This window comes from Cyclobacterium sp. 10D3-21, assembly GCF_055809755.1.
Genome location: NZ_CM147924.1, coordinates 4,489,411 through 4,515,344 on the forward strand (window position 1 = coordinate 4,489,411; position 25,934 = coordinate 4,515,344).

General features: G+C 39.5%; 10 protein-coding genes. 2 read left to right on the top strand and 8 right to left on the bottom strand.

Annotated elements, in window-relative coordinates:
- The first annotated feature begins 304 nt into the window (after positions 1-304).
- Positions 305-3,244, top strand: a complete 2,940-nt coding sequence (locus AC0L7T_RS17465; protein WP_473337009.1) for a PVC-type heme-binding CxxCH protein — start codon at positions 305-307, stop codon at positions 3,242-3,244.
- A 300-nt stretch (positions 3,245-3,544) separates the two neighbouring features.
- Complete coding sequence (locus AC0L7T_RS17470; RefSeq protein ID WP_473337010.1) at positions 3,545-5,146, top strand: hypothetical protein; 1,602 nt, start codon at positions 3,545-3,547, stop codon at positions 5,144-5,146.
- Between the two features lie 122 nt (positions 5,147-5,268).
- On the opposite strand, the gene AC0L7T_RS17475 is transcribed toward AC0L7T_RS17470, so the two are convergent.
- The 8 genes from AC0L7T_RS17475 to AC0L7T_RS17510 form a co-directional block, all read right to left on the bottom strand.
- A complete protein-coding gene (locus tag AC0L7T_RS17475) occupies positions 5,269-6,960 on the bottom strand; it encodes a RagB/SusD family nutrient uptake outer membrane protein (RefSeq protein WP_473337012.1) in 1,692 nt (563 codons plus the stop codon).
- A gap of 30 nt (positions 6,961-6,990) precedes the next feature.
- Positions 6,991-10,074 carry a SusC/RagA family TonB-linked outer membrane protein gene (locus AC0L7T_RS17480; RefSeq protein ID WP_473337014.1) on the bottom strand — a complete coding sequence of 1,028 codons (3,084 nt, stop codon included), beginning with the start codon at positions 10,072-10,074 and terminating at the stop codon, positions 6,991-6,993.
- A 590-nt stretch (positions 10,075-10,664) separates the two neighbouring features.
- The gene (locus tag AC0L7T_RS17485; RefSeq protein ID WP_473337016.1) at positions 10,665-12,128 is read right to left on the bottom strand and encodes a RagB/SusD family nutrient uptake outer membrane protein; all 1,464 of its coding nucleotides are present in this window, start codon (positions 12,126-12,128) and stop codon (positions 10,665-10,667) included.
- A gap of 27 nt (positions 12,129-12,155) precedes the next feature.
- Positions 12,156-15,248, bottom strand: coding sequence for a SusC/RagA family TonB-linked outer membrane protein (locus tag AC0L7T_RS17490; protein ID WP_473337018.1), 3,093 nt, complete (start codon positions 15,246-15,248; stop codon positions 12,156-12,158).
- 994 nt (positions 15,249-16,242) lie between these two features.
- Positions 16,243-17,775, bottom strand: coding sequence for a RagB/SusD family nutrient uptake outer membrane protein (locus AC0L7T_RS17495; protein WP_473337021.1), 1,533 nt, complete (start codon positions 17,773-17,775; stop codon positions 16,243-16,245).
- Positions 17,776-17,789: 14 nt separating this feature from the next.
- A complete protein-coding gene (locus AC0L7T_RS17500) occupies positions 17,790-21,044 on the bottom strand; it encodes a SusC/RagA family TonB-linked outer membrane protein (RefSeq protein WP_473337023.1) in 3,255 nt (1,084 codons plus the stop codon).
- A 1,297-nt stretch (positions 21,045-22,341) separates the two neighbouring features.
- Positions 22,342-23,595 carry a DUF4185 domain-containing protein gene (locus AC0L7T_RS17505; protein WP_473337024.1) on the bottom strand — a complete coding sequence of 418 codons (1,254 nt, stop codon included), beginning with the start codon at positions 23,593-23,595 and terminating at the stop codon, positions 22,342-22,344.
- 141 nt (positions 23,596-23,736) lie between these two features.
- Positions 23,737-25,839, bottom strand: coding sequence for a thioredoxin domain-containing protein (locus AC0L7T_RS17510; protein WP_473337026.1), 2,103 nt, complete (start codon positions 25,837-25,839; stop codon positions 23,737-23,739).
- Positions 25,840-25,934 lie beyond the last annotated feature (95 nt).

The following is a 25,934-nucleotide window of genomic DNA, read 5'->3' on the forward strand; positions in this document are numbered from 1 at the left end:
GCAATGCCCCGCTATTACATGAAGTTGCCATTTTTTGAAAAAAATCAGGAATAAATATTGAGAAAGCTATTCCTAAATCAGGATTTAATCATTTAGTAGAGTAAAACTTTCCTCAAACCATTTAAGCTTCTCTCTAGTCATCTATTTTCATTTGTTAGCAAAAACAAAAATATGTTTTATGTAAGCAAGCAAAACTTTCGATTGATAACTTTTTTTTATACTTTTAGTGTCTTCTGTAAAATTTCATATAATCAAAAGAATACATCAATAGAAGTAACAAAATAACCCATAATTTTAAATTAAAATGCATAAAATATTATTAAATCTAACTCCTGTCTATTTAAGAAAAGGACTTTTTGGTATGATGATACTCTGCCTCTCTTTGCTTACCCTAAGTTGTAAAAAAGAGGTTCAGGAAGAGCCGTTTTCTCTAGATGAGAAATATTACTCGGAAAATACCCAGCTTTATCTACCCAATGATTTGGAAGCAACGCTATGGGCTGAATCCCCTCAATTTTTCAATCCTACCAACATGGATGTAGATGCGAAAGGAAGAATTTGGGTTACAGAAGCGCTCAATTATCGTTTGTTTCGCAATGATCCGGAAAAATTTAAACACCATGAAGAAGGCGACAGAGTAGTCATTCTGGAGGATAAAGATGGTGATGGAGTAGCAGAAACCTCCAAGGTATTTGTGCAGGACAAAGACTTGACTGCCCCTTTGGGTATCTCTGTAATTGGCAACAAAATTATCGTTTCAAGTGGTCCCTCTGTCATAATATATACGGATGCGGACGGAGACGACAAGCCTGATAATAAAGAAGTCTTTTTAACAGGTTTTGGTGGATTTGACCATGACCATGGGTTGCACGCTATGATAGCAGGACCTGATGGAAAGTATTATTTTAATGCAGGCAATGCCGGACCCCATATAGTTACAGATAAAAGTGGCTGGACATTGCGTTCAGGTAGCCTTTACAATGGAGGATCTCCCCATATGATTGACAACGAACCTGGCATGGTCAGTGACGATGGAAAAGTATGGGTAGGTGGTATCGCCATGCGGATCAATCCGGATGGTACCGGGCTAAAAGTATTGGGTCATAACTTTAGAAATTCTTATGAATTGACTTTAGACTCCTACGGGAATATGTGGCAAAATGACAATGACGATGATGGCAATAAAGGAGTCAGGGTTTCCTGGTTAATGGAAGGCGGAAATATGGGTTATTTCAATACTGATGGATCCAGAAAATGGCAGGCAGATCGTCGTCCTGGCCAAACTACGGCAATGGCTCATTGGCATCAGGAAGATCCAGGTGTAATCCCCTTTGGGGACAATACAGGTTCAGGTTCCCCTACCGGTATTACCTTTTATGAAAGTGATTTAATGGGAGAGAAATACCGTGGAACCTTACTGGCAAGTGAAGCAGGTAGAAATGTAATATTGGCCTACAAACCAGAACCAGTAGGTGCTGGCTTTATTATGAAACGCCATAATTTAATCACCTCTCTAAAAGAGGAGGACGTAGAAGATGCCAAAAGTCGGGCCACAGATGCTGATAAAACCAAATGGTTTCGCCCTAGTGATGTGCTAGTTGGGACAGATGGTGCCATTTATGTTGCAGATTGGTACGATGGTATGGTGGGTGGCCATCGAATGATCGATAGCACCGGATACGGAAGAATATACCGAATTACTCCTAAGGGAAAAAATTTACCTAAGCCTACAATCGACCTATCCACTACCCAGGGACAAATAGCTGCATTGATAAACCCTGCTGTCAATATACGTAATGCGGGCTTTGCCTTACTCGCAAAACAAGGCAGCCAGGCCGTTGAAGAAGTGAAAGAAGTTTTAAAGGATAAAAACCCTTACCACCAGGCCAGGGCAATTTGGTTGCTATCCAATATGGGGGCTGAAGGTATTCAAGTGGTAGAAGACCAATTGGAAGCCGACAATCCTGACTTGCGATTAACCGCTTTCAGGGCATTGAGACAGGTTAAAACGGATATCTTACCTTATGCTAGCAAATTGAGTTCTGACCAGTCTGCAGCGGTACGTCGTGAGGTGGCTGTGGCCATGCGGGACATGCCTATGAATGAGGTGAAAGACATTTTAATTGAATTGGCATCTCAACATAAAGGCGAGGATCGTTTTTATGTTGAAGCGCTTGGTTTGGCCATGGATGGAAAAGAAGAAGAAATCTATACTGTCCTTAGTCAGGAATTGGGAGCAAAACCACTAGACTGGAGTACAGGATTTGAAGACCTTACCTGGCGTTTGCATCCAAATCAAGCCATCAATGGATTGAAGGACAGGGCCATGTCCCAACAGTTAACAGATACACAGCGCAAAAAAGCTGTAACTGCCCTTGGGTTTATCAATGACCAAGCGGCCGTTAATGCCATGCAGGAAATTGCTGCCAGCGAAATAGCAGGGGCTAAAGACCAAGCTTTGTGGTGGTTAAGATACAGAAGAAACAATGATTGGAATGAATTTACAATGGATATTCCTGAATTGAAAGCCAATCTCAGTCCAGAAATCCAGAAAGATATGTTGGCCTTCAAAGCCACAGTAGAAAGCAAAAACAGCTCAAAAGCAGATAAAATCAATGCTATCAAAGCCATGGCCAAAGAAAAAACCGGAGGCTTTATGTTGCTCGGTCTGGCAGAAAAAGAAGCGCTTTCTGCAGATTTAACAGCAGAAATCAGTACAGTGATTTTCCAAAATCCTGAACAAGCCATCCGTGTACTTGCTGGAGACTATTTCAGTAATCCTTCACAACCAACCGCTTTATCAGTTGCCAATATTACCGCTTTGGAAGGAGATGCTGCCAAAGGAAAACTTGTTTTTCAAGGGAAATGTGCTACCTGTCATAGAGTTGGGGAAGAGGGCCGAAACATTGGTCCGAACTTAGGCATGATTGGCGCGAAACTTGATCAAAATGGCTTGTTGGATGCCATCACCAATCCTAGTGCGGGTTTGGCTTTTGGTTATGAGATGTGGTTGATCACCTTAAAGGATGGCACAGTAGCTTCTGGTTTCCTTCAGGCAGATGGACCAATTGTGGTATTGGAAGGCTTGCAAAATGAAGTTTACAACATACAAGCCAGTGATATTGCTTCCCGAAAAAGGTTTGCGACCAGTATCATGCCCAAACCTTCTGATTTGGAAATGAACGAAGCAGATATTTCAAACCTTACCGCATATTTGGTAGGCTTAAATTCTGAGACAAATTAATTTAGTGTGTAGGCACTTTATTTAATAATTAAAAAGATCCTCAATCCAGCTTTGGTCATTTTGCCATAGACGGGATTGAGGATCATTGTTTATTTACCCTCCAATTTCATCCTTTCACCCTCCATCTTTTGAAAGAGCTAAGAGACCTCGACCTGCTGTAATAACTATAAAATTAGCCTATCTATACTTCTACCTCTTTCTTAGATATCTATAGATTATAAAATTATATTTTGTATATTTACATTTAATAAAAATTAATAGAGGTATTTCTCTATAAAATAGTTTTTTACACTATATTAAATGTTCTTAGTGAGGGGAATAATGCTTTTGGTTGTTACTTTTTTGGGGATTTCCGTCACGGCAATTTCCCAAAACCAAACCCATCTTCTGGACATGCGAGGATGCGACAAGAGTTGCAGCTCTAAAAATTACACCATTGACGCCGTTTACCTTAGTGATTCTACAGGAATTCCCATGACCAATTCCCTGTTAACCTGTACTTCAGGAGAAGAACAAACCACTTTCGTTTCCTTTGTGTACACTACCAGCTCCACAAGTACGGTAAATAATGGTCGCTTGTTTGCCAACTTGATTGTGGGGGAATCAAATGTGTATTTGAATTATTATTTTGGCTCCATTCCTTCCGCTAAAATCAATTCAGATACCCTAACCCTTACCGAATTTCCACTGTCATGGGTTTGCGGAAATGAGGTTGTTCTTCAAGACCCTCTCCTGACCTGGACAACGAATAACCATGATTTTTCCAACAGCTATATCTGTAACGATTATCCTTCCGGCCAATGTCAGGTTTCAGAAGATATTGTTGTGGATTCTCCTTTGGCAGTTCAATTTGAATACAGTGCAGCCTGTCCAGAAAATGGAAGCAGTTCGGTAAGCTTTACCAGTACCACAAATGGAGGAAGAGAAGCTTATCAGTATGCATGGGCCTTTACCAATGCCGAAAGTACCAGTGCTACAATTGCACAACCAATTGTCCAATTCAGTGCCTCCGGATCAGCTGAATTGACTGTTACTGATGCCAATGGAACACAAAACACTTTCAATATGGCAGTAGAGGTTCCAGTAACAATAGATCCAAATGAAAATATCACCCATCAAACTGATGATGAAAATCCAAATGGTGCAATAAGTCTGGACATCCAGGAAAGTGGGGAGTTTTCCTTTGCATGGACTGGTCCAGGAGATTTTAACAGTACTGAGCAGGATATCAGCGAATTAATAGAAGGGGATTATTACCTAAGCGTGACCGATTCCTTTGCCTGTACCAGTAATTATGAATTTAACGTGCAATATTTTGGTGCCTTACCCATTACGCTGGGAGAAATACAAGCGCAAATTCATCCGGACAGCTCTTCAGTAATTGTAAAATGGGCTACATATAAGGAAAAAGAATCCAGCCATTTTGAAATCCAAAGGGCTATTGAATCTATTTCACACTTTGAAACATTAGGCAAAATATCCAGTAAAGAAAACAGCAGTCAACTTTCTTTTTACCAATTTGAGCACCAACTAACACCGGGTGCTGATCTGCGCGCCTATTACCGCATTTGCATGTATAACGCTGATGGTAGCTATGAATACAGTAAAACCATAGCCCTACAAATTCCAGAAATCTCGGAGGAAATAGGTAAGTGGAAACTTTACCCTAATCCTTCTCATGGAGAATCAGTGAACCTAAATTACAGCGGTACTGCATTTCCTCCCAATACGAAAGTAAAGATAAAAATTACTGCACCAGAGAACTCCCTTATAGTTGAAACCGAATGGAATGGTCTTCCACTTTACCTGGATCAATGGGATCATCATCTACCCAAAGGCTTGTTGATCGTTGAAATTTCAGCCGCTGGCAAATCCCAGCGGCTAAAATTAATAAATCAATAGCTTTCTTATAACCTCATATTGTACAACTTTGTCTATTACTGAGACTAAAAACTCCATGAGGGTACTCAGGATAATTTCTATGCCCTAAGGTTTCAAAAGCAATACAATTTCCATTTTTACTATTAATACCCTGGATTCTGTTCAATTAAGGAATTTTGATCGATAACAATCTGAGGAATGGGAGCTAAATAATTCCATTCATTGAATTGTGCCGGCTGAAAAAACTCAACCGTATAGGATTTCTCTCCAGTGTCCGGGTTTCTGTGAACATTCATTCTCATTCTGTCTTTACTCAAAACCTCCGTTGCCGTTTTCCAACGGCGGACATCAAAAAACCTAAACTCTTCAAAAACCAATTCTACTCTTCTCTCTTGCATGATTCTTTCCCATAGCTCATCTCCACTTTCTGTGATCAAAGGCATTCCAACTCCTGGCCGTGACCTCACCCTATTGACATATTCTCTGGCACTGGCTTCATCCCCCAACATAAACATCGCTTCAGCATAATTCAATAATGTTTCTCCATACCTGAACCAAATCCAGGTAGGAGAGCTGCTTCCCGATTCATTGCTGGTACATCCACATTGGGCTTCGTCTACAAATTTCCTGATATAATAACTGGTTTCACTTGCATTCCAAGCCGACTCAAAGCCATCTGGTGAATCCTGTCCTCCTGGGGTAAACGTTTCGATGGTTCTTTCCTTAAAAGGTGCGCCGTCGTATAAAATAGTATTATAAAACCGCGGATCACGATTTACATAGGGATCTTGAGGGTCATATCCAGAACCATCTTCCTCTATTTTTAACCCGTTTTCCATTTCAAAATCATCTACCAGGTTCTGCAAGGGATGAGAATGTCCAAAACCCAACCATCCATTAGGGTAGAGCAATCTTTCTACCCTGGCTTCAATGTCCACATTGATGTTTAGGGGTCTTCCCCAAATTATTTCCTCTGTATTGTATCCCCCGTCGACTGTAAATAATGCTTTATAATCATCATGCAATGAATACATTCCCATATCAATAATGGCTTTGGAGGCATCTGCTGCTGCTTGCCATTTCTGCATGTTATTTTCAGGATTGTTCAATGGACTTGCCGCATACAATAAGGCCCTCGCTTTAATGGCCATGGCAGCACCCTTGGTGATCCTGCCATCATTGGAAGCGTCATAATCTAAAGGTAAATCTGGAATAGCTTCGTCCAATTCAGCCACAATGAAATCCATTATTTCATCATAAGTATTCCTTGCAACCCTGAATTCATCACCCAAATTAAAAGGAGTTGTGATCAAGGGAACGCCTCCATAATGGCTAATGAATTTAAAATAAGCATATGCCCTCACAGCCTTCATCTCAGCAGATAATTCGGATTTTAGGTCTTCACTAATTGAAGATTCCTGAATTTTATCCAAGAAAATATTGGCTTGATTAATCGGTTTCCAATAAGTCCAGTCATCAGGTCCGGTCCAGACGTCCATTGGACCTAAATAAGAGGAAGATGCGTTGCCATTAATTATAATCTGAATATTGGAGGCAGAATTTCTAGAATTTGCCTCATCGGTCATGTTCGCATAAGGCATAAAGCGCCAACCATTCACGTTTTGAAACCCAAAAGGAATGTCTTTATAAGCGGCATTGGCAAAAGCCTGGATCAAGGCGGCATCATTCCAAACAGCCGCATCCGAATAGCTGTCTATAGGGGTTTTTTCCAAAACTTCTGAACATGCACTGAGAATAACCACAGAAATGAGGCTTAACAAATATATTGTCCTTCTTAATCTATTGTAGATGCTGGGTAGGATAGTATTTTTCATAACTTTTCTATTTAGAAATACAAAGGAGATTTAAAAAGTAACATTCAGACCAATATTGAAAACCCTTGTTTGTGGGTAAAAATTTCCCGTGGAATAACTGAATCCTGCATGAGAACTGGATTCAGGAGTACCTTCAGGATCGAACCATTTAATATCCGATAGTGTAAAAAGGTTGCTTCCATTCACAAACAACATAAGACTGCTCAATTTGAATTTGCTAAGAAATTCCTCAGGCACTGCATAATCAACCTGTAAGGTTTTTAGCCGAAGAAAGGAAGCATTCTGAAGCCAAAATGTACTTGGCATGCCACTGACTTCTCCTTCGCCAGCACCATCTTCCTGAGGTAGGATGGGATATTTAGAATCCATACTTCCCGGGGTATATCGATTTAGCAATAATTCTCTCAAACTGTTTTGGGTAGTTCTGGCATGTTTGTGAAAATAAGTCCAAGCCCTGGCTTGCCCAGCAAAATTGGCGAATAGAGAAAACCTTTTGTAAGCAAGGGTCGCATTGAATCCAAAAGTCATTTCTGGAATTACACCCCTATTTTGCCTTACTCTATCCGCAGCGTTTATAGTGCCATCTTCATTGACATCCCTGTATTGCAAATCGCCTACTTGGGTATTGGCCATTATGGGATTGGCATCAACTTCTTCCTGGGTTCTGAATATACCAATGGCCTCATACAGCAATTGGGTACCTATCATGGTGCCTTCTGCTTTCTGATAATCTGGCATATCCTGCGGTTCACTGATATCAACAATGGTGTTTTTGGCATAGCCCATATTCCCCGAAAAGGTATAGGAGAGGCCGTTGGTAGGGGCAACATTATTGCGGTGGGTAAGGATCACCTCAAACCCTTGATTCTCTATGATTCCAATATTTTCGTCTGGTAGCACAAGTCCTGTATAAATGGGGACTTCTGTACTTCTTGCAGTTAAGATATTGGATCTTCTTTGTTTGAAAAAATCCACGCTTAGGTCCAAGCCTCCACGCCATAAGGTGGCGTCCAGCCCAAGGTTAGCATTCTCGGATACTTCCCAGGTAATGGCCTCATTGGGTGCCACTCCAGGCGTTAAAATGGCCTGAGTCCCACCTCCAAAATGAGTACCTATTGGGTTGAGGTTATACATTGACATAAACTGGAATGGATTGATCTGGTCATTCCCCATTTGCCCATAAGACGCCCTCAATTTTAAATTATCCACATTGGGGGAACTCTTAAGAAATCCCTCTTCAGAAATCCTCCATCCTGCAGAAAATCCTGGGAAAAATCCCCACCTTCCACTTTGTGGAAAGGCATAGGAACCATCATACCTCAAATTGGTTTCAAAAAGGTATTTTTCTTTATAATTATAATTGATTCTTCCAAAAACATTTTGTCGGCCCCATTGTCTTCTGGTTCCATCTGCCACCATATTTTCTCCACTACCTGCAAACAATTCCTCTATGGATGAAGAAATAAATCCCCTTCTATAGGCAGTCATCGTTCTGAATTCTCCTTCAGCTTGTTCAAACGCCGCAAAAGTTTCCAACAGATGGTCTCCGAAGGCTTTTGAATATTTGATTTTGAAATGCATCAAATAATCCTTTTGCTTATTGAATACTTCCTGTAAATCTGGCTGACTAACCTGACCTCCTTGCTTCTCCAGGAACACATCGTTTTCGGCATCATAATTATAAACCAGCCAGGTATCTCTCCATCGTTTACCTTCTGTGTACTCCTGCCTATAAGAAACATAGCCATCCAAACTCAATCCTTCCACTTGCGGAATGTTTATGTTAAAAGAAGGTTTTACGAAAGTCCTGAAAATTTTGTCTGAGAAGTACCCTCCTTCTCCAGCTAAATTGATGGCTGGGTTTTCACCCGCATCTCCTGGGAGAGAGGCTGGTAAACCATTGGGATAAAATGCGGGAATCAGAGGACTTCCTTCTGTACCGAATCCTCCCAATACTGGTCTTTTTCTATTGTCCATCTCCCCGTTTATATCCAGGCCAAAACGGAAATTATCAGTAATATCCACGTCTACATTTGTCCGCAAGGTAAAGGCATTGCTTTCATGCGATCCATTCTTAACAATACTGTTTTCATCAATATAAGAACCGGACATGGAGTACCGTGCCTTTTCTGTGCCTCCCCGAACATTAAGGTTATGCATACTTTGGGGCGTGAATTTCTTAAAAATAGTGCCTACCCAATCGGTGTTGGGGTAATTTAGTGGATCCGTACCATCTCTCATGGTCTGTATTTCCTGATCGGAATACAGTGCCGGTAAATTCTGTATCGTAGTCCTGTATTGATTTACATAATCTGCAAATTCCCATGAATTGGCCATTTCAGGGAGCCTGGTGGGCTGTGTGATCCCCTGATTGAAAGTATAACTGAAAACGGGCTTTCCTATTGAGCCTCTTTTGGTAGTGATCAAAATGACACCATTTGCGGCCCGTGCGCCGTAAATAGACGCAGAAGCATCTTTCAAGATAGAAACTTGTTCAATGTCATTCTGGTTAATCCTTTGCCAGGCTCCTGTTTCATCAGGTACACCATCGATCACAATCAAAGGGCTGGTGTTGCCTGTGGTACTGCGACCTCTTATGAAAATTTGGGCATTGTTTTGTCCTGGTTCCCCTGATCGGTTTAGCGTAGTTAGACCTGGCAACAATCCTGACAATGAATTGGAAAGGCTGGTTACAGGGGCTTTTTTGAGCATTTTTTCATCTGTGCTGGCAATCGCACCAGTTAAAGTTGCTTTTCTCTGCTCTCCATAGCCTACGACTACTACTTCCTCCAAATCAGCCGTATCCCCTTCAAGGGAAACGTTGATTTTGCTTTGGTTGCCAATAGTGATTTCTTTTGTTTCCATTCCTACAAATGAAAAGACCAAGGTCACTGCATTTTCACTTACCATAAATGAATAGTTTCCATCTACATCTGTAACAGTCCCATTGGTTGTTCCTTTTTCCAGAATCGTCACTCCTGGCATAGTAATCCCTTCGCCATTGGTAACATTTCCTGAAATTTCCCTGGCACTTTGGGCTCTTAATCCTGCTGTAATCATTATGGTCATTACAAACAGTAAGAGGATCATCTTTTTGGTAATTGTGTTTTCCATAATATGATTAGGTATAGGTTATTAATAAAATCATTAAAAATAGAAGATAACTCTAATTATCTAAATTTTGCTGGATTAGAAAGAGGTTAAGTAAATATAATAGCGATAACGTTCTCGAAAATCTAAGTAATACAATGTATAATTTAGATTTATATACTCAATTTTTGGATATTATTGTATAATATAAGTTTTAATCTGCCTTTATTGATGAATTTTAAAAACCCAGTGCCAAGCGTAAAAAATTGACAGCACTACATTTGGCATGTAAAACACGTTAGATGAAATGGAACTTCTCTTGCGCGATAGAAACACAATTTTTGGCGAGACTGGCGCCTCTAGCGCTATAATATAATCCGGGTTTAAGGGGAAAAGCCTATACCCCCGATCTTTCCCCATGGATTAGGGGATATAAACCCTTGAAATTGGCGGTATTCTTGCCGAAAAGGAGCAACAATACCGCCGAAATACCAACCACAGTTAGCTGGCTAAAGTGGTTTAGCCATGTCTTGGAATTTGAATTACAAAACCTTTACACCTTAATCCAATGGCTGCTGGTGCATTATTAGACAAAACCCAAGGTCAATCTAAGTTTAATAGCCACTATTTTGGACCAAGCTCGTATTGTTATCAATCTCTCTCTGAGGAATTGGAAACAGTACATTGAAAGATTTAAAAACCCCTGTACCACTATCATAACCTATTAGCTCTCCATTTAGAGATGTATTTGTCCTTAACATATCAAAATACCTCTTCCCCTCATAAGCCAGTTCCCAAGAACGTTCCTTAAGTACTGCGCTCCTAAAAAACTCCTTTGTGGGCTGATATTCTACAGAATTCTCCAAATTAGAAAGGGAAGCCCTATTGCGCACCTCATTGATGGCTTCCAATGCTTTGGTATTTGGACCATTTAATTCATTTTCAGCTTCCGCCAATATTAAAAGGGTTTCGGCAAACCTCATTTGAGGATAATTCATACTCGATCCTCCTACCAAATCTACTGTGGGGTCAAAATATTTGAAGATGTGAGGTTCAAATTCAACCGTTCCAGATCCGTCCGCAGCAGGATAACTGGTATAAAAATTAACAGTCTTGCGATAATCATCATCGCTATAGGAATTATAAAAATCCATATTGGGTAAAATCGCCCCATATTCCTCTGTATTTGCCTGAATACCACGGTATCTCGGTAAAAACCAAGCGTGAAAGTTGCTCGAGTTAATGGTTCTTTCAAATTGAATAGAAAACACATGCTCTTTACCATTTTTACTTTCCACTTTAAAAGCATCTACATAATCATCAAACAGTTCATATGCTCCAGAGTTGACCACTTCTTCCGCTTTTTTTGAGGCATCCTCCCAACGTTCCATTGTAAGGTAAACTTTAGCCAATAGCGTTGATGCGGCTCCTTTTGTAGCCCTACCTGTCTCCGCCTCAATAGAATTGCCTAATGGGAGATGGTTTTCTGCATTTTGAAGGTCATTAATAATTTGCTCATAAATGAGGTTCTTATCCACTCTACTAACATTTACATTGTTTACATTCAAAGTTGGATCAACAGTCAGTGGAACATCTCCAAATAGCCTCACCAAGTCAAAATAGAAATACGCTCTTAAAAAATACGCCTCACTTAAAATTCTGTTTTTGGCATTTTCATTCATGTCGATTTCCGGGACATAATAAAGCACAGCATTGGCTGCGTTAATTCCTTGATAGGAATATTGCCACCAAAGTCTAAGGTGCCTGATGGCTGGATCATAAATATAGGCATCCAATCTATCCTGATCAATCACAGAAACTCCTGTACCGGAATCGGCCTGGTCGGAAGGCATTTCCAAAGTAAAAAATACACTCTCTCCGTAAGCAATCCCCTGATAAAACCTAGGTAAAATAGCATATACGGCATTGATGGCACTGACAGCATCCTCTGCATTTCTATAATAAGCATTCGGACTAATAAAGGTTTCTGGTTCTTCTTCCAGAAACTGATGGCAACCAACCAGTACTTGCGAAAATATCAAGATTAAAACGATGGTTATCAAATTATAATTTTTCATGATTTTGAATTTAATACCAGAATTAAATTAAAGAACAACACTTAAACCCAAAGTAAAAGTACGGGGCGTAGGGTAACTACTGAATTCAATTCCCTGCCCGAAATTCCCTCCATAGGTACTTACTTCAGGATCATACCCCCCATAGTTACTGATCAAAAAGAAATTCTGAGCACTTGCGAAGACTTTGACCCTATTGACCCAGTTAATTTCGTCAGTATTGAAATTGTACCCCAATGAAATATTTCTTCCTCGTATAAACGATCCATCTTCAACATGTCTGGTTGAAAGTCTTAGGTCACTGTTTTTCCTAACACGTGCAATGGTATTACTAGGGTTGTCAGGGGTCCATCGGTCCAAAATTGTAGCAAAACTATTGGCCTGTGTTTGCCTGTCCTCCAGCACAATCGGATTTAAATTCATGACATCATTTCCCTGAACTCCTTGCAATTCAATGATCAGATCGAAGTTTTTATAAGTAAAGGAATTGATGAATCCGAAATTAAACTTTGGAGTAGTATTGCCTATAATTGACTGGTCCTGAGAATCAATAACCCCATCGTTATTTAGGTCTTTGTACCTGATATCCCCTGGCCGTGCATTGGGTTGGGCCCCATGATCTGAGACTTCCTGTTCACTTTGGAAAATCCCCATTCTTGTCCAACCCCATAAAGAGCCAATTGGCTGACCCACTCGGAGAATATTGGTTTGTGTAACAAATCCCGGCCCCGGAAAAATATCATCTCCTTCTGCACCCAATTCCAACACCTTGTTGTCATTAAAAGAAATATTGGCATCTGTAATCCATTGCAAGTCCCTATCGATATTGACTGAACTGACCATGAATTCGATCCCCCTATTTTCTACCCTACCGATATTTCTGAATATGGATTCATATCCCGTGGTATAAGGCAGGGGCGCATTCAAAAGCAAGTCGTTGGTTTGCTTGTAATAAACATCCATTGTCAATGACAATTTGCTGTTAAAAAAACCAAGATCTAATCCTATATTTCCCTGAGAGGTTTTTTCCCATTTAAGGTCTGGGTTGGGTATCCTTCCGGGGCCTAATCCAATGGAACGTTGTCCACCAATAATATAGGTATAAGTAGACAAACTTGAGATCGAATTGAATACCCCAATTTCCTGATTTCCAGTAATGCCATAACTAGTTCTCAATTTAAAATCAGAGATAACTTCCTGACTATCCATAAAGGCCTCATCTGAAATTCGCCAGGCAAATGCTCCGGAAGGAAAAAAGCCATACTTATTGCTTTCTCCAAATTTCGAAGACCCATCCATTCTGGCAGAAACCGTGAAGAGGTACTTCTTGTCCAGAATATAATTGATCCTTCCCAAATAGGAATTTAAAGCCCACTCATAGGTATTGGAAGATGGTGGTTGGGGAGTATCTCCAATTCCAAGGTTATTAAATTTAAAGAAATCGTCATTTAAACCCCTGGTAGAGGCTACAAAATCTTCATGCCTGAATTGTTGCCAAGTAATCCCTAATAAAGCATTGATATCATGTCGGTCATTAATGACTTTCTTGTAGCTGATAGTGTTCTCATTTTGCCACGACACCTCTCTGGTGTTGGATCTTAAAGCCAATCCTCTGGTATTTCGGGTTCTCCTTAGCGTTCTTGGACTGTAATAATTTCTAGATTCATAATTAATGTCTGCTCCACCACTAATTCTTAGTTTAAGGTCTTTCATTAATTCATACTCAATAAAGAGATTCCCAAGGGTTCTGGTAATGGTATAATAATCTTCAATTTCATTTAAAATGGCTACTGGATTATCAGTACCTTCTCCACCAGGGTGATCCGCACTGTTGGAATAGGTGCCGTCTTCATATTTTACTGGTAAAAATGGAAACATTTCCAGCATGGCCCTGCTTGCGTTCAATCCTCCATTGTCAGTATCTATTCTTCTGTCTTTGGAATGATTGATTGTCAGGCTGGTTCCCACAATTAATTTATCAGAAAGTTTATTATCAAGATTTATCCTAATATTTCCTCGCTCCAATTTAGAATTCAGCATTATCCCCTCTTCGTTCAAATAGCCGGCTGATATCCCATACCTACTTTGCTCACTGCCTCCATATATACCTATTTGGTGATTTTGACGAAATGCTGTTCTCGTGGCCTCCTCCTGCCAATCTGTGTCAAATTCAGGATTTTGGATTTGTTCCTGAGTAAATTGAGGTGTTAATCCCGAATATGCATACGCTTCATTTTCCATTTGCATGTACTGGGAAGCATTTAACATTGGGATTTTTCTGGCCATTTTTGAAAAACCAAATTGACTGTCATATGTAATTTGAGCTTTTCCTTCTTTTCCTCTTTTCGTGCTAATGATAACTACTCCATTGGCACCTCTGGAACCATATATAGAGGTAGCGGAGGCATCCTTTAATACCTCAATTGAGGCAATATCATTTGGATTGATAAATTGTAACCCTCCAACACCTATAATACCATCTACCACATATAGTGGTTCATTCGTCGCACTTATGGAATTGCTTCCCCTGATCCTTATAGAAAAATTACCTCCCGGAGCGGCAGAGTTGTTCATTACCTGAACACCGGGAATCCTACCCTGAAGCGCATCTGCGGCATTGGTAAGGGGTCTACTGTGTATTAATTCCGAATCTACTGATCCAACAGATCCCGTTAAATCGGATTTTTTTACTGTTCCATATCCAATGACTACTACCTCATCTAAGGAAGCCGTATCTTCTAAAAGCGTAACATTAATTATTTGTTGATTTCCAACACGTACAGTTTGTGATTCAAATCCTATAAAAGAAAACAATAATGTTGCTCCTTCGGATACTGTTAATTTGTACTTGCCATCTATGTCCGTGGCCGCACCAATTGAGGTACCAGGTATGGATACTGTAACTCCTGGCAGAGGTTGTCCATTTGCATCAGTGACAGTACCTTCGATGGATATATCTACGGAATTCCAGTAACTGCCAATATTCTCTTCCTTTTTAGCTGATTCCGCCTGAACAACTAAGGAGGGAAACATTAAGATCATCAGGCAAACAATCAATGAGTAAACTACATTTAAAAAAAACTGCAGCAAGTGTCCTGTTTGCTTGGGTATATTTTCATTCATAATCTAGGTATTTTGGGTTGAGTATTTATTATATATAATAATAAACATTTTTTCTATAATCTTATTACAACTATTAATAAATAAACCATAAAAAATCAATCAATATTATGGCTTAAATTAAACTTAAATCATGAAGTATTACTTTATTAACCGAATATTTATAGGAGAAAGGAAAACCAAATCCATGGATTTACTTAATAAAGCTCTCAGCATGTCTAAAACTTTGAGGGATTATGTCAAATTCAACGAATCTTTTATTTTTTCCGCCTTGTCCTAACCCTGCTAAGGTTTTGTTAAGGTTAAACCAGATTCTAAAACATAGATAAGTGATATTAGGAAGCCAATTTGGGTTGGGATTTAATCAGTAGCGTTACTACCTAAGGGAACAATTCCGGCAATTATAGAAGGTTTAAACCCGTATTCTAAGACATGCTAAAAAAATAAAGTAATGATGATAGCTTAAGATTTTGTCATTATTGTTGCAGAAAAAGCAACAATAATGACAAAATCGTTTCTATTATTTCCTCAAGACCTCGGAAAAAAGTGACTTAGGACAACTAAATATGGGTTAACATACTCAAATTCAGGATTAAATCCTTAGCAAATTAATTTCAAAACACCATGAAAATATTATTTCGTTAAAAGAGTTAGATAAAATAGTCAAAAGGAATTCCAGACTTTGCTAAGCCTGTCCTGATTTTATTTCAGTGAAAGTCTTGCACTTACAATAAATTCAGGCTATTTGAAGATTTTAGCATCGCTCCGCTATGGTAAACCCAGCTACCGTCAAGTAGCGTCGAAAACAGCAACGATTGGGTTTTTTGAAGCGATTTCAACACGCAATAGATTGTCTATTGCACCTTTCGGGCATAAACATAAAAGGGACCTGAAACTGGCCAGACCCCTTTTATAATTTGTAGATTTTTACCATGACCAACCAAAACCTTTTGGTTGAATAGAGCTTGTCTTTACCCTATGCTCATGCCATCATTAATCAATATCCAGGGTTTTGCACCAACTCTGGATTGATGTCAATTTCTGATTGTGGAAATGGAAATAAATAATGTTTGTTTGGGTCAAAGCTTCTATTCAATTGAGACGATGGTTCCACCAAAGTAGGAATATACACCTCTGCTGTTTTCCACCTTTTAATGTCCCGGTACCTCATCCCTTCAAAAGCAAATTCCACTCTTCTTTCGTTCCTTATTCTCTCCCGCATTTCTTCTTTGCTAAGTCCGCTTGGTAAGGGTGGCATATTCACACCTTCTCTCATTCTCACCCTATTCACTGCTTCATATACTTCGGTAGTTGGTCCGCTGATTTCATTGGTAGCTTCCGCATAATTCATCAATACTTCGGCAAAGCGGATAAGGATCACGTCATGATCACTTTTGGTAGAATAATCAATCGGGAGGGTTTCAATATCCCCTCCCTTGGCGGGCATTAAACCTGTCATGGAAACACCATTGTATGCAAACTCAACGACCTCCCCAGATTCCTTTACTGCAGGATCCAGAAAATTTCGCATGGTCTGTCCCAATCGGGGATCCCTGTTTTCTTTCCAATTGTCTGCATCATACAGTGGAGATTCTGAGATGGGTAAACCATCAACACATTCAAATGCATTTCTCAACTCTTGTCTGGGGTTCCATATGCCATGCCATAATATTCTAATATCCTGCTGGCTGGAATTGTCTGGATTTAGGTATCTGGTAGAAAATATCACCTCTTCATTGTTATTCTGGCCTTTGGCAATGAACATGTCCCCCCATTTTCCCTGGTACAATGAGAATTGCCCATCATCCATCACTTGTTTGGCAGCAGCAGCTGCAGCTGTCCAGTCACTTTGATGCAACAATACCCGGCTTTTTAATGACAAAGCCGTTCCTTTTACTGCATGACCACCTGTACTATAATCCGTATTTGGGAGATTGTCAATCGCGAAATCCAAATCTGTTATCACCTGATTTATTACTTGATCATAGGAACTTTGTTTTACTTTCGCTTCTTCAGCTGATACTGGGCTGGTATACAAAGGAACTCCCCCATAAAAATCAGCCAGATTGAAATAAAACAAGGCCCTGAGGAACCGAACTTCTCCTTTGTACCTGGTGACTGTGGAAGGGGGCATGTCTACCCTGTCAATATTGTCCAGAAAATAATTACAGGAAGCTATTCCCCTATAGCAATCGTTGTATATATTGGCCAACAGCCCGCCAGAAGTGGATTCCATTATTCCCATGGCAAAAGTACCTGTAGAGGATGCTCCTAGACTTTGGCCTCCTTCGTTGGCATCCCCTGCCATGATATCAAGAGAGTAAATCCCTTCATAATTGAAACTATTGACATTCAATCTAGAATAACAACCCGCTAAGGCCATGTCAGCATCATTTTGCGTTTTCCAAAAGGTCGGGCCTGATATTTCAGTGGTTGGATTTCTATCCAGAAACTCCTCACAGGAGTAAAAGGCCAAAGAAACACCTACAAACAATAAGGCCTTAATATGATTTTTGATTATCTTTTTCATGTTGATAAGGTTTATTAAAGTTTGACTTTTAATCCCAAAGTATAACTGGTAATCTGAGGGTAGGCTTGAAACCAATTGGTATTGGCCCTCTCAGGGTCGGAACCCGGCCAGTCAGTTATGGTAAACAAGTTGTCTCCCGATATATAAAGCCTGGCAAATTCTAGCCCTATTCCCTGCAATAAGCTGGAAGGTAAATTATAGCCCACTGCGAGATTTTTCAGCCTGAGATAAGAGGCATCCAACAACCAGTAGGAATTCCTAGTCCCTGTCACTGGAGCATATCCTGAAATATACATGGCAGGATGAGCATTGGTTGAACCTTCCCCAGTCCACATATTGTTAATAAAATCTATCGGAGGAGGAGATCCCTGAATATAAGGAACCAATCCCCAGGTCAATCCCTGAGTACTTTGCTTGTAACCTTCCACTCCCTGGAAGAATGCATTTAAATCAAAGTTTTTCCAGGATAAATTAATAGAAGCGCCGTAATAGAATTTGGGATAAGCCCCATCCATCACAACCCTGTCTTCTGCATTGATGACCCCATCATTGTTTTGGTCTTTAAATTTCAAATCCCCAGGTTTTGGATTAAACTGGTGCGTAGGGCTATTGGCAATTTCTTCCTCATTTTGGAAAATTCCTATCCATTCCACCATGTAGTGAGAATTGAAAGGCAGGCCTTCCTGGATGGTATAATTTCCGTACACAGGAGACAATATTCTTAACACCTCATTTTTATACGTCGAGAAATTAACACTCAGGTCGTAACCGAAATCTCCAAATTGTTTTCGAGACCCAAGTTCTACCTCGATGCCGGTATTTCTCATTTTACCATAGTTTACCGTAGGAGGAGAAAGCCCAACACTTGCAGGAATTGGCACATTGTACAAAATATCATCTGTGACCTTATCAAACCAATCAAAGGTAACATGGATCAATCCTTCCTTTAAAGTCAAATCAAAACCAATATCTGTCATCGTGGTGGTCTCCCAGCGTAGGGATGGATCCACCAAACGATTTAATACTGCGCCTGGATAGGCTGTATTAAAGGCATAGGAGGTGGTTGACAATACTTCTTGATAAGGATAAAGACCAATATTCTGATTCCCCAACTGGCCCCAGGAAGCCCTGATCTTAAAATTCTCCACCCAGTTACTTTGCATTAAGAAAGGCTCTTGAGAAATTCTCCAGCCAGCAGAAACAGAAGGAAAGAATCCCCATCTATTTTTCTGCGTAATTCGGGAGGTACCATCATACCTGGCATTGGCTTCTACCAGGTATTTTTCCTTATAATCATACATTGCCCTTCCAAAAAAGGACATGATGCTCCACTCACTTGAACTTCCTCCGGTACTTTGATCCAAAGGTGCTCCGGCATCCAACTCTTTAAGGTCATTGGTAGGAAAATGAACCCTGCTCCCCCTCAATTGCCGACTTAGGTTGTATTCCTGATTGTAACCTCCTAGTATATTGACATTGTGAACATCGTTAAATATTTTTTTATAATTCAAAGTAGAGTATAAGGTGGTCCACATGCTTGAATACCAGTTTTCCCTCACCCCCAATTGCCAGGTGGAATTATTGTGTGCATAGGCCCCATCCTTAAAGAAATAATTGTCTACAGGGTTTTCATGATTTTTATATGCTCTGGAATCGTAGGTTACGGCACCTTTGGTATACCAGGTCAGGTTTTTCACAGGTGTGATCTCCGCATAAAACTGAGGCAAAACGTTCATATTAATATCTGTCTGAATACCACTAACATTTTGCGCATCCGGATTCCGAACAGTCCACTCTCCTATATTTGAACTGTACCTGGCCACATATCCTGTAGAGCCGTCTGCTAAGGTCATGGTAGGCGTGTAATTAGGCGCTGCACCATAAATTGCCAACACCTGATAATCCACGTTTCCATTGTCCCAATTACTACGCTGTATGTCTTTATTGACCAGCTGAATGTCACCTCCAACCTTTAACCAATTGTTTATCTTGGTGTCGACAGTTAACCTGGCATTGTATTTTTTAAACTCATAAAGACTGGTAATTCCAGGCTGATCAAAATAACCTAGCGAAAGTCCAACGGATGTTTTTTCATTACCTCCACTTATTCTGACAGAATGCATTTGGGCAACAGCAGAATTAAATGAATGGTCTACCCAGTCAAAATTAGGGTAATTTATCGGGTCATTGGGGTTGTTTCTGAAAGCATCAATTTCCTGTTGCGTAAAATAAGGAGTTTGACCACTTCGTGCCCTACCTTGGTTCCAATACATCATATAGTCAGCTGAATTACTTAGTAACTCAGGCAATCTGGTAGCAGTGTGCACCTGCACATTGCTATGGATTTCTACAGACAATTCTCCTGCACTACCTCTTTTTGTAGTAATTAAGATCACACCATTGGCAGCCCTCGCACCATAAATCGCACTGGAAGCAGCATCTTTTAGAACTGAAATGGATTCAATATCATTCGGGTCAATATTTGTCATATCGCCCGCAATGCCATTGATCAAAACAAGTGGCTCACTTCCTGCAGCACTAAAAGTCCCCAAACCCCTTATTCTTAAGGCATTGTTCTCACTTCCTGGTTTACCCGAATGGGAAGAAACTTGTAGGCCTGATACTTTTCCTTGTAGCAGTCCTGCTACATTGTTTAATGGCCTCTTGATGATCTCGTCCCCTCCCACTGTAGCAACAGCACCTGTCATATTGGCTTTTTTCTGGGTGCCGTATCCTACTACTATCACTTCATCAAGATTTGCTACATCTTCTTCCAAAGTCAAGTCGATAATGGACTGATTTGTAAGAAGTACATTTTGGGATTTAAAACCAATAAAGGAAAAAACCAATGTGCCCCCCTCTTCAGCATCAATAGAATACCTTCCTTCTAAATTGGTGACTGTTCCGACATTGGTACCCAGAACAGTGATGGTGACTCCAGGAATTGGTTCACCATTCGAATCTTTCACCTGACCGGTAATCTTTTTAAACGCTTTGTCTACCTTTTTTTCAATCCTCAAATTGTCAATTAGCCGAAAGGCCTTTTCCTCTTTAGAGGATGCTGACAGCACGTTTTCAGAAAGCACTGAGTAATTTTTCGTCGCACTCATTGTGGGGTTGATAAGTGGAAACGAAAAGTCAGCATTCGTTTCTTTAAAATTATTATTTGCTATTTCAATTCCAGGAAATCCTGGATGGGCGAATAATTGAGAACCTATTATCAAAGGAATCAATAAGGCATAGAACAGCCTAAGTAGTACTTTTTTCATACGACAGGTTTATTTTGGGTTATTAATTAAGTGAATTCAGATACACAAATGGAAAACTTGGATACCTTCGAATTACGCAACCCTGAAATTAGAAACAGGTAATACTGCTACGCTATTATATCCAGATTAGATCCATTTGAGATGCGGCTAACTAGTATTTGTCTTTTCCATACAATCGGGGTTTGGTTAAACTCGAGATAGCCAATAGCCATTCTATTTTGCGAAGGAATCACTTAAAAGCAGTCAATCGTTTCTATCTCCTTTAAGGCATGGCGACCCACTGTCCCAACTAACAATTCACTTGTTTTTGGTAATTGCAATTCCCACAACGAATCCTATTCCACAATCCGGAGTAAAATGATAATATTTAAACAATAGCTAATTGGTGATTATGGTAAGTGAATTTGTTAGTGATAAAGCCTCTTTTTTACATATTTGTACTTACTGTAAAACCGTATTTGAAGCGAAATAAAAGGCTTTAAACCATATTCATAAACACCAAAACCATTAGACAACCAATAATTATTTTCAAATGGAGATATCAATTCTTATATAATGATCTATTTCTCTGTTTCTGTTTTATAAAAAAAATTAATGTGGCGATGAAAGCCCATTATTCATCCAAGAACCCTACCTATCCATTGGGACTTGCTTTCTCACTGCAATCGTTGCGCTTAAAACCTTAGCAATACCAGATCAGTAAAGGAGTCAATTTTTATTTGATGCCAAAACAAATTGCCTCAAAACCCAAAATTCCTGCCTTGAATTCAATATAAAAAGCAAATCAATACTGGTGCTTCCCCGAATTATCCCTCCCTGACTCAAATTAATATTGCGATTTCCATTATTGGTTGATTGCTCTCTTTGTCTTTTAATAAAACTAAATCTTAATTTTATACTATAGTTTCAAATCTAATTATTCAGCATATGGGAATGTAAATTTCCATAAATCTACTTAAACCATTCGCTTACAATATCAAATGGTTTAAATAAGGAAATTGATATAAATTCACCTTTCCTGAATCCTAATAAATTTAAAACAATAAAACTACATTTCAATGTATATTTTAAATATTTTGCTACAAAACAAAGGAAATATTCACCTAATTGCTTATTAATACTACGTATTATTAAAAAAATTTAAGCTATTGTACTATTAATATTAGCTGAAAGGTATTGTTTAAGTTGTTAGCTATCTCAGATTGGGTTAAAAATTGAACTAAGCCCATTCAGGGAATAAGATGTAGCTTGGTTATTCTATACCACCGTTTTCAATGAACTCAATCAAAATCCTGGGTTACTCAAATTTTAACCGAAAAAATCGTGGGCGGTAAAGATGTGGCTGCTTTTTAATTGCTGGAAAAAAATCAAATGAATTGATGTTATAACTTATTAACAACTCATTTTGTCGGGACAAATGGGGATGGGCTTTGGCATTGTAACTAATCAATTGAATGCCATCTTTTAGGTCATCTGCAGCATCCCAAACAGGTATAATAGGACCAAAAGGGCCTACAGGAGACAAGCCCAACCTCAACCCAACTTCAGTCCCAATGGCATCTTTTTGAAAAACCATAGCGTACCTTCCATCTTTTAGAGGCGTAACACTGAGCTCATTGGAGGCACGGTCAGCGATAGGACTCGCCTTTAGCATTTCATTTTGCCAATCGACTCCATCCCAAAACCTCCATGAAGAGAATTTCTCAATGTCCTTTGGTCTTACTCTGGCCACCAGAACTTCCTTTTTTACGCCTTTTACACCATATATGTACACAAATCCATCAGGATTAACTGATCCAGAATTGTGGGTATTCACCAAGACACCTGCACCGAAAGAGCCTGTGGCCTCAGGACTCCCTTCCATATAAAAAGGAGTATCAATTTGACGATGATCCGAAAAAGGAGGCTTACTCCCCTGAGGAATAACAATTAATACATTCCCAACTTCCTTGAATGGGAAAACTTCAGCATCTGTTGTTTGGATCCGGTACCCAAAAAGATAAATATCATTTCCCTTTTCATAATTTACAAACCCATCTCCGAGCCAGAAATATTCTCCAGGTTTTGAAGCAATGGTATTGGGTATAAAAATAGACCTGGGCATACCATTTTCATCTTTTGCCCAATGAAAAGATACCGCACTGTCCAATGGTGCTGTTCCTTTGATCATTGCCACAGAATTGTTGATCATCTGAAATGTTGAATCAACTTTTCCATCCTTGATTTCGCCTATTAAACTGTCACTAAATAACACAAGTGTTTGGCTATCGGCATCAGTATTTACGGTATCCACACCGTCTAGTGGAAGGGTGAAAATTCCATCTCCGCCAAACCACCCACTATTGCGTACAAACAAGTTGTTCCAGTCCGCTGCTTCTGAAACTGAATATTTTATTTCACTTATGGAAGGTGGGGCTGATTTGATTTTCACCTGGTAAACTGTACAGGCTGTCATAAGCAAACATATGACCATAAAAGGCAAAAAAACACGGGACAATTTAAACGTTCGAAAGTCAAAAACCAGATCAAATATTCGTTTGCTAAAATTCATTTTCCGCGATTTGTTTAATAAAAGAAATTAAAATTTCACTAATCGGATCACTATTGATTTCAACACTGATCAGACATTAGATTTGCCATCAATTTAGAATCAATTACCCACAAACCGATTGTTAATTATTTCACTAAAAAACTAGTATGTTTTCAATTGGTTTATTACAATTTCAGGAGCTGTTTCCGGCAAATTACAGGTGTTGTTTTGACAAACATATATATAAGTTTCCTCTTCAACATACCTATTTAAAAACAAAGGCAGTGAACTTTCTGAAGGACTAGCCACTACCAAAGTATTGGGCAAGTGGACCTTTTGAAAAGAGGACAACAAATCCTTTGCATTTTCACCAACTACAGCTATTTCGTAGAATGGATAGGTTTGATTCATCAAAAGATTGTTCCACCTACCATAACCCGAAGGATTCTCCGTTGTCAAGGGCAATATGGTTGAGCTCATATTTTTTGACTTTATTATAAGTTTAGGCTCATATAGCAGATGACCAAGGTAAAAGCCATTTTCTGCCATTATTGCATTTGGTGAAGGAATGACTCCATCATGCGTATTTATCAGTGTTGAAATAAGTGCATTGTTTTGATTGTAGCGGTATAAACCTGAGGCTTCATCCTGAAAAAGCTGATTGGCCGCTTTGTGAAGTGCTTCAGCCTTTTTCAGGTAACTAGCATCCATGGTAGCACTGTATAATTTTATTAAAGCATTTACCAAAAAGGAATAATCCTCCAAAAAACCTTCTACTTTCCGACCTCCTTTTTTATAAGAATGTATCAATTTCAGGTTCTCTAGGGAGTTTTTATTGATAAAGTTAAAAATTTCAATTGCACGCGCTAAAAAACGATTGTCTTCAAAAGCGAAGTAAGCGTCTAAATAGCCATTAATTAGTAAGGCATTCCAGGAAGTAATAATTTTATCGTCAATATCGGGTGTGGTTCTTTGCGCCCTTTTATCCAGCAACAATGTATTCCAACGATTTTTCAAAACAATTAAATCATCTTTAGTCAGTCCATTGCGTTCCGAAAATAGCGAATCACCCTCTTGGCGGTACAATACCAAATTTCCATTTTCTCCTACATCTTCTGAATTGATGGCATAATAAGAGGAAAATAGCCTATAATCCTCTCTAAGGGTTTGGGATAATTCCTCTTGATCCCAAATATAATATTTACCTTCTTCGCCATCCGTATCCGCATTCAATGCGGCATAATATCCACCTGCGTCATTTTTCATTTCTCTTTCCAGAAAATCAATAGTGGTTATAACTACCTCCTCATAGAGCGGGCTTTTAAAAATTTGAAAGGCTTTTGAATAGATGCTTATCATTTGGGCATTGTCATACAGCATTTTTTCAAAATGTGGATATTTCCATTCCTCATCCGTACTGTATCGGAAGAATCCTCCCCCTATCTGATCATAGATCCCACCCATAGCCATTTTGTCAAGCGAATTTTTTATATGTGCCTGGGCTTCTTCATCTCCTTCCAATGCAGCATAATTCATTAAAAAATCAAGATTGGAAGGCATCATAAACTTTTGCTGCCCCTGATCTCCTCCATGGACAGTGTCCCACAAAGGCTTCCATTGCTTCACTATGTCCTTTGCTATCTCCTTAGGTAATTCTTCTAGACCATGCACTACTTGAATCTGATTGGCCTCCTGCACCCCGTTGGCAACCCTTTCTGCATATTCATTTGCCTTGACTGGGTTCTCTAGATAGAAATCCCTTACCTGCGTCAACACCTCCTGCCATTCCTCTCTGCTATGATAAGTGCCAGCATACAATGGTTTTCCATTAGGCAAAGTGACCACATTTAGCGGCCATCCTCCGCTCCCCTTCATCAATTGAAGTGCTGTCATGTACACCATGTCCACATCAGGTCTTTCCTCTCTGTCTACTTTAATGTTGATGAAGTTTTCGTTCATGAATGCTGCGATTTCTTCATTCTCAAAACTTTCCTCCTCCATCACATGGCACCAATGGCAAGAGGAATAACCAATGCTTACAATTACAAGTTTGTCTTGTTCTTTTGCTATACTTAATGCCTTTTCGCTCCAGGGAACCCAGTCTACGGGGTTGTGGGCATGCTGCAATAAATATGGGCTACTTTCATTTACCAAGGCATTGGTATGTGCATGGTTGTCATTTTCAACCTTGGATTGGCCACATGCAGCTAGCCCTAAAAATAAGAGTATACAAAGAATTGTCAGCACAGGACAATCCTTAACCATACTTGTTTTTGTGTAACCAAAAGGGTGAAAATTCGAAACTTTAAATTTGCGCATCCATCTCTTCAATAAGCTTTTACAACCAATTTATGCAATAG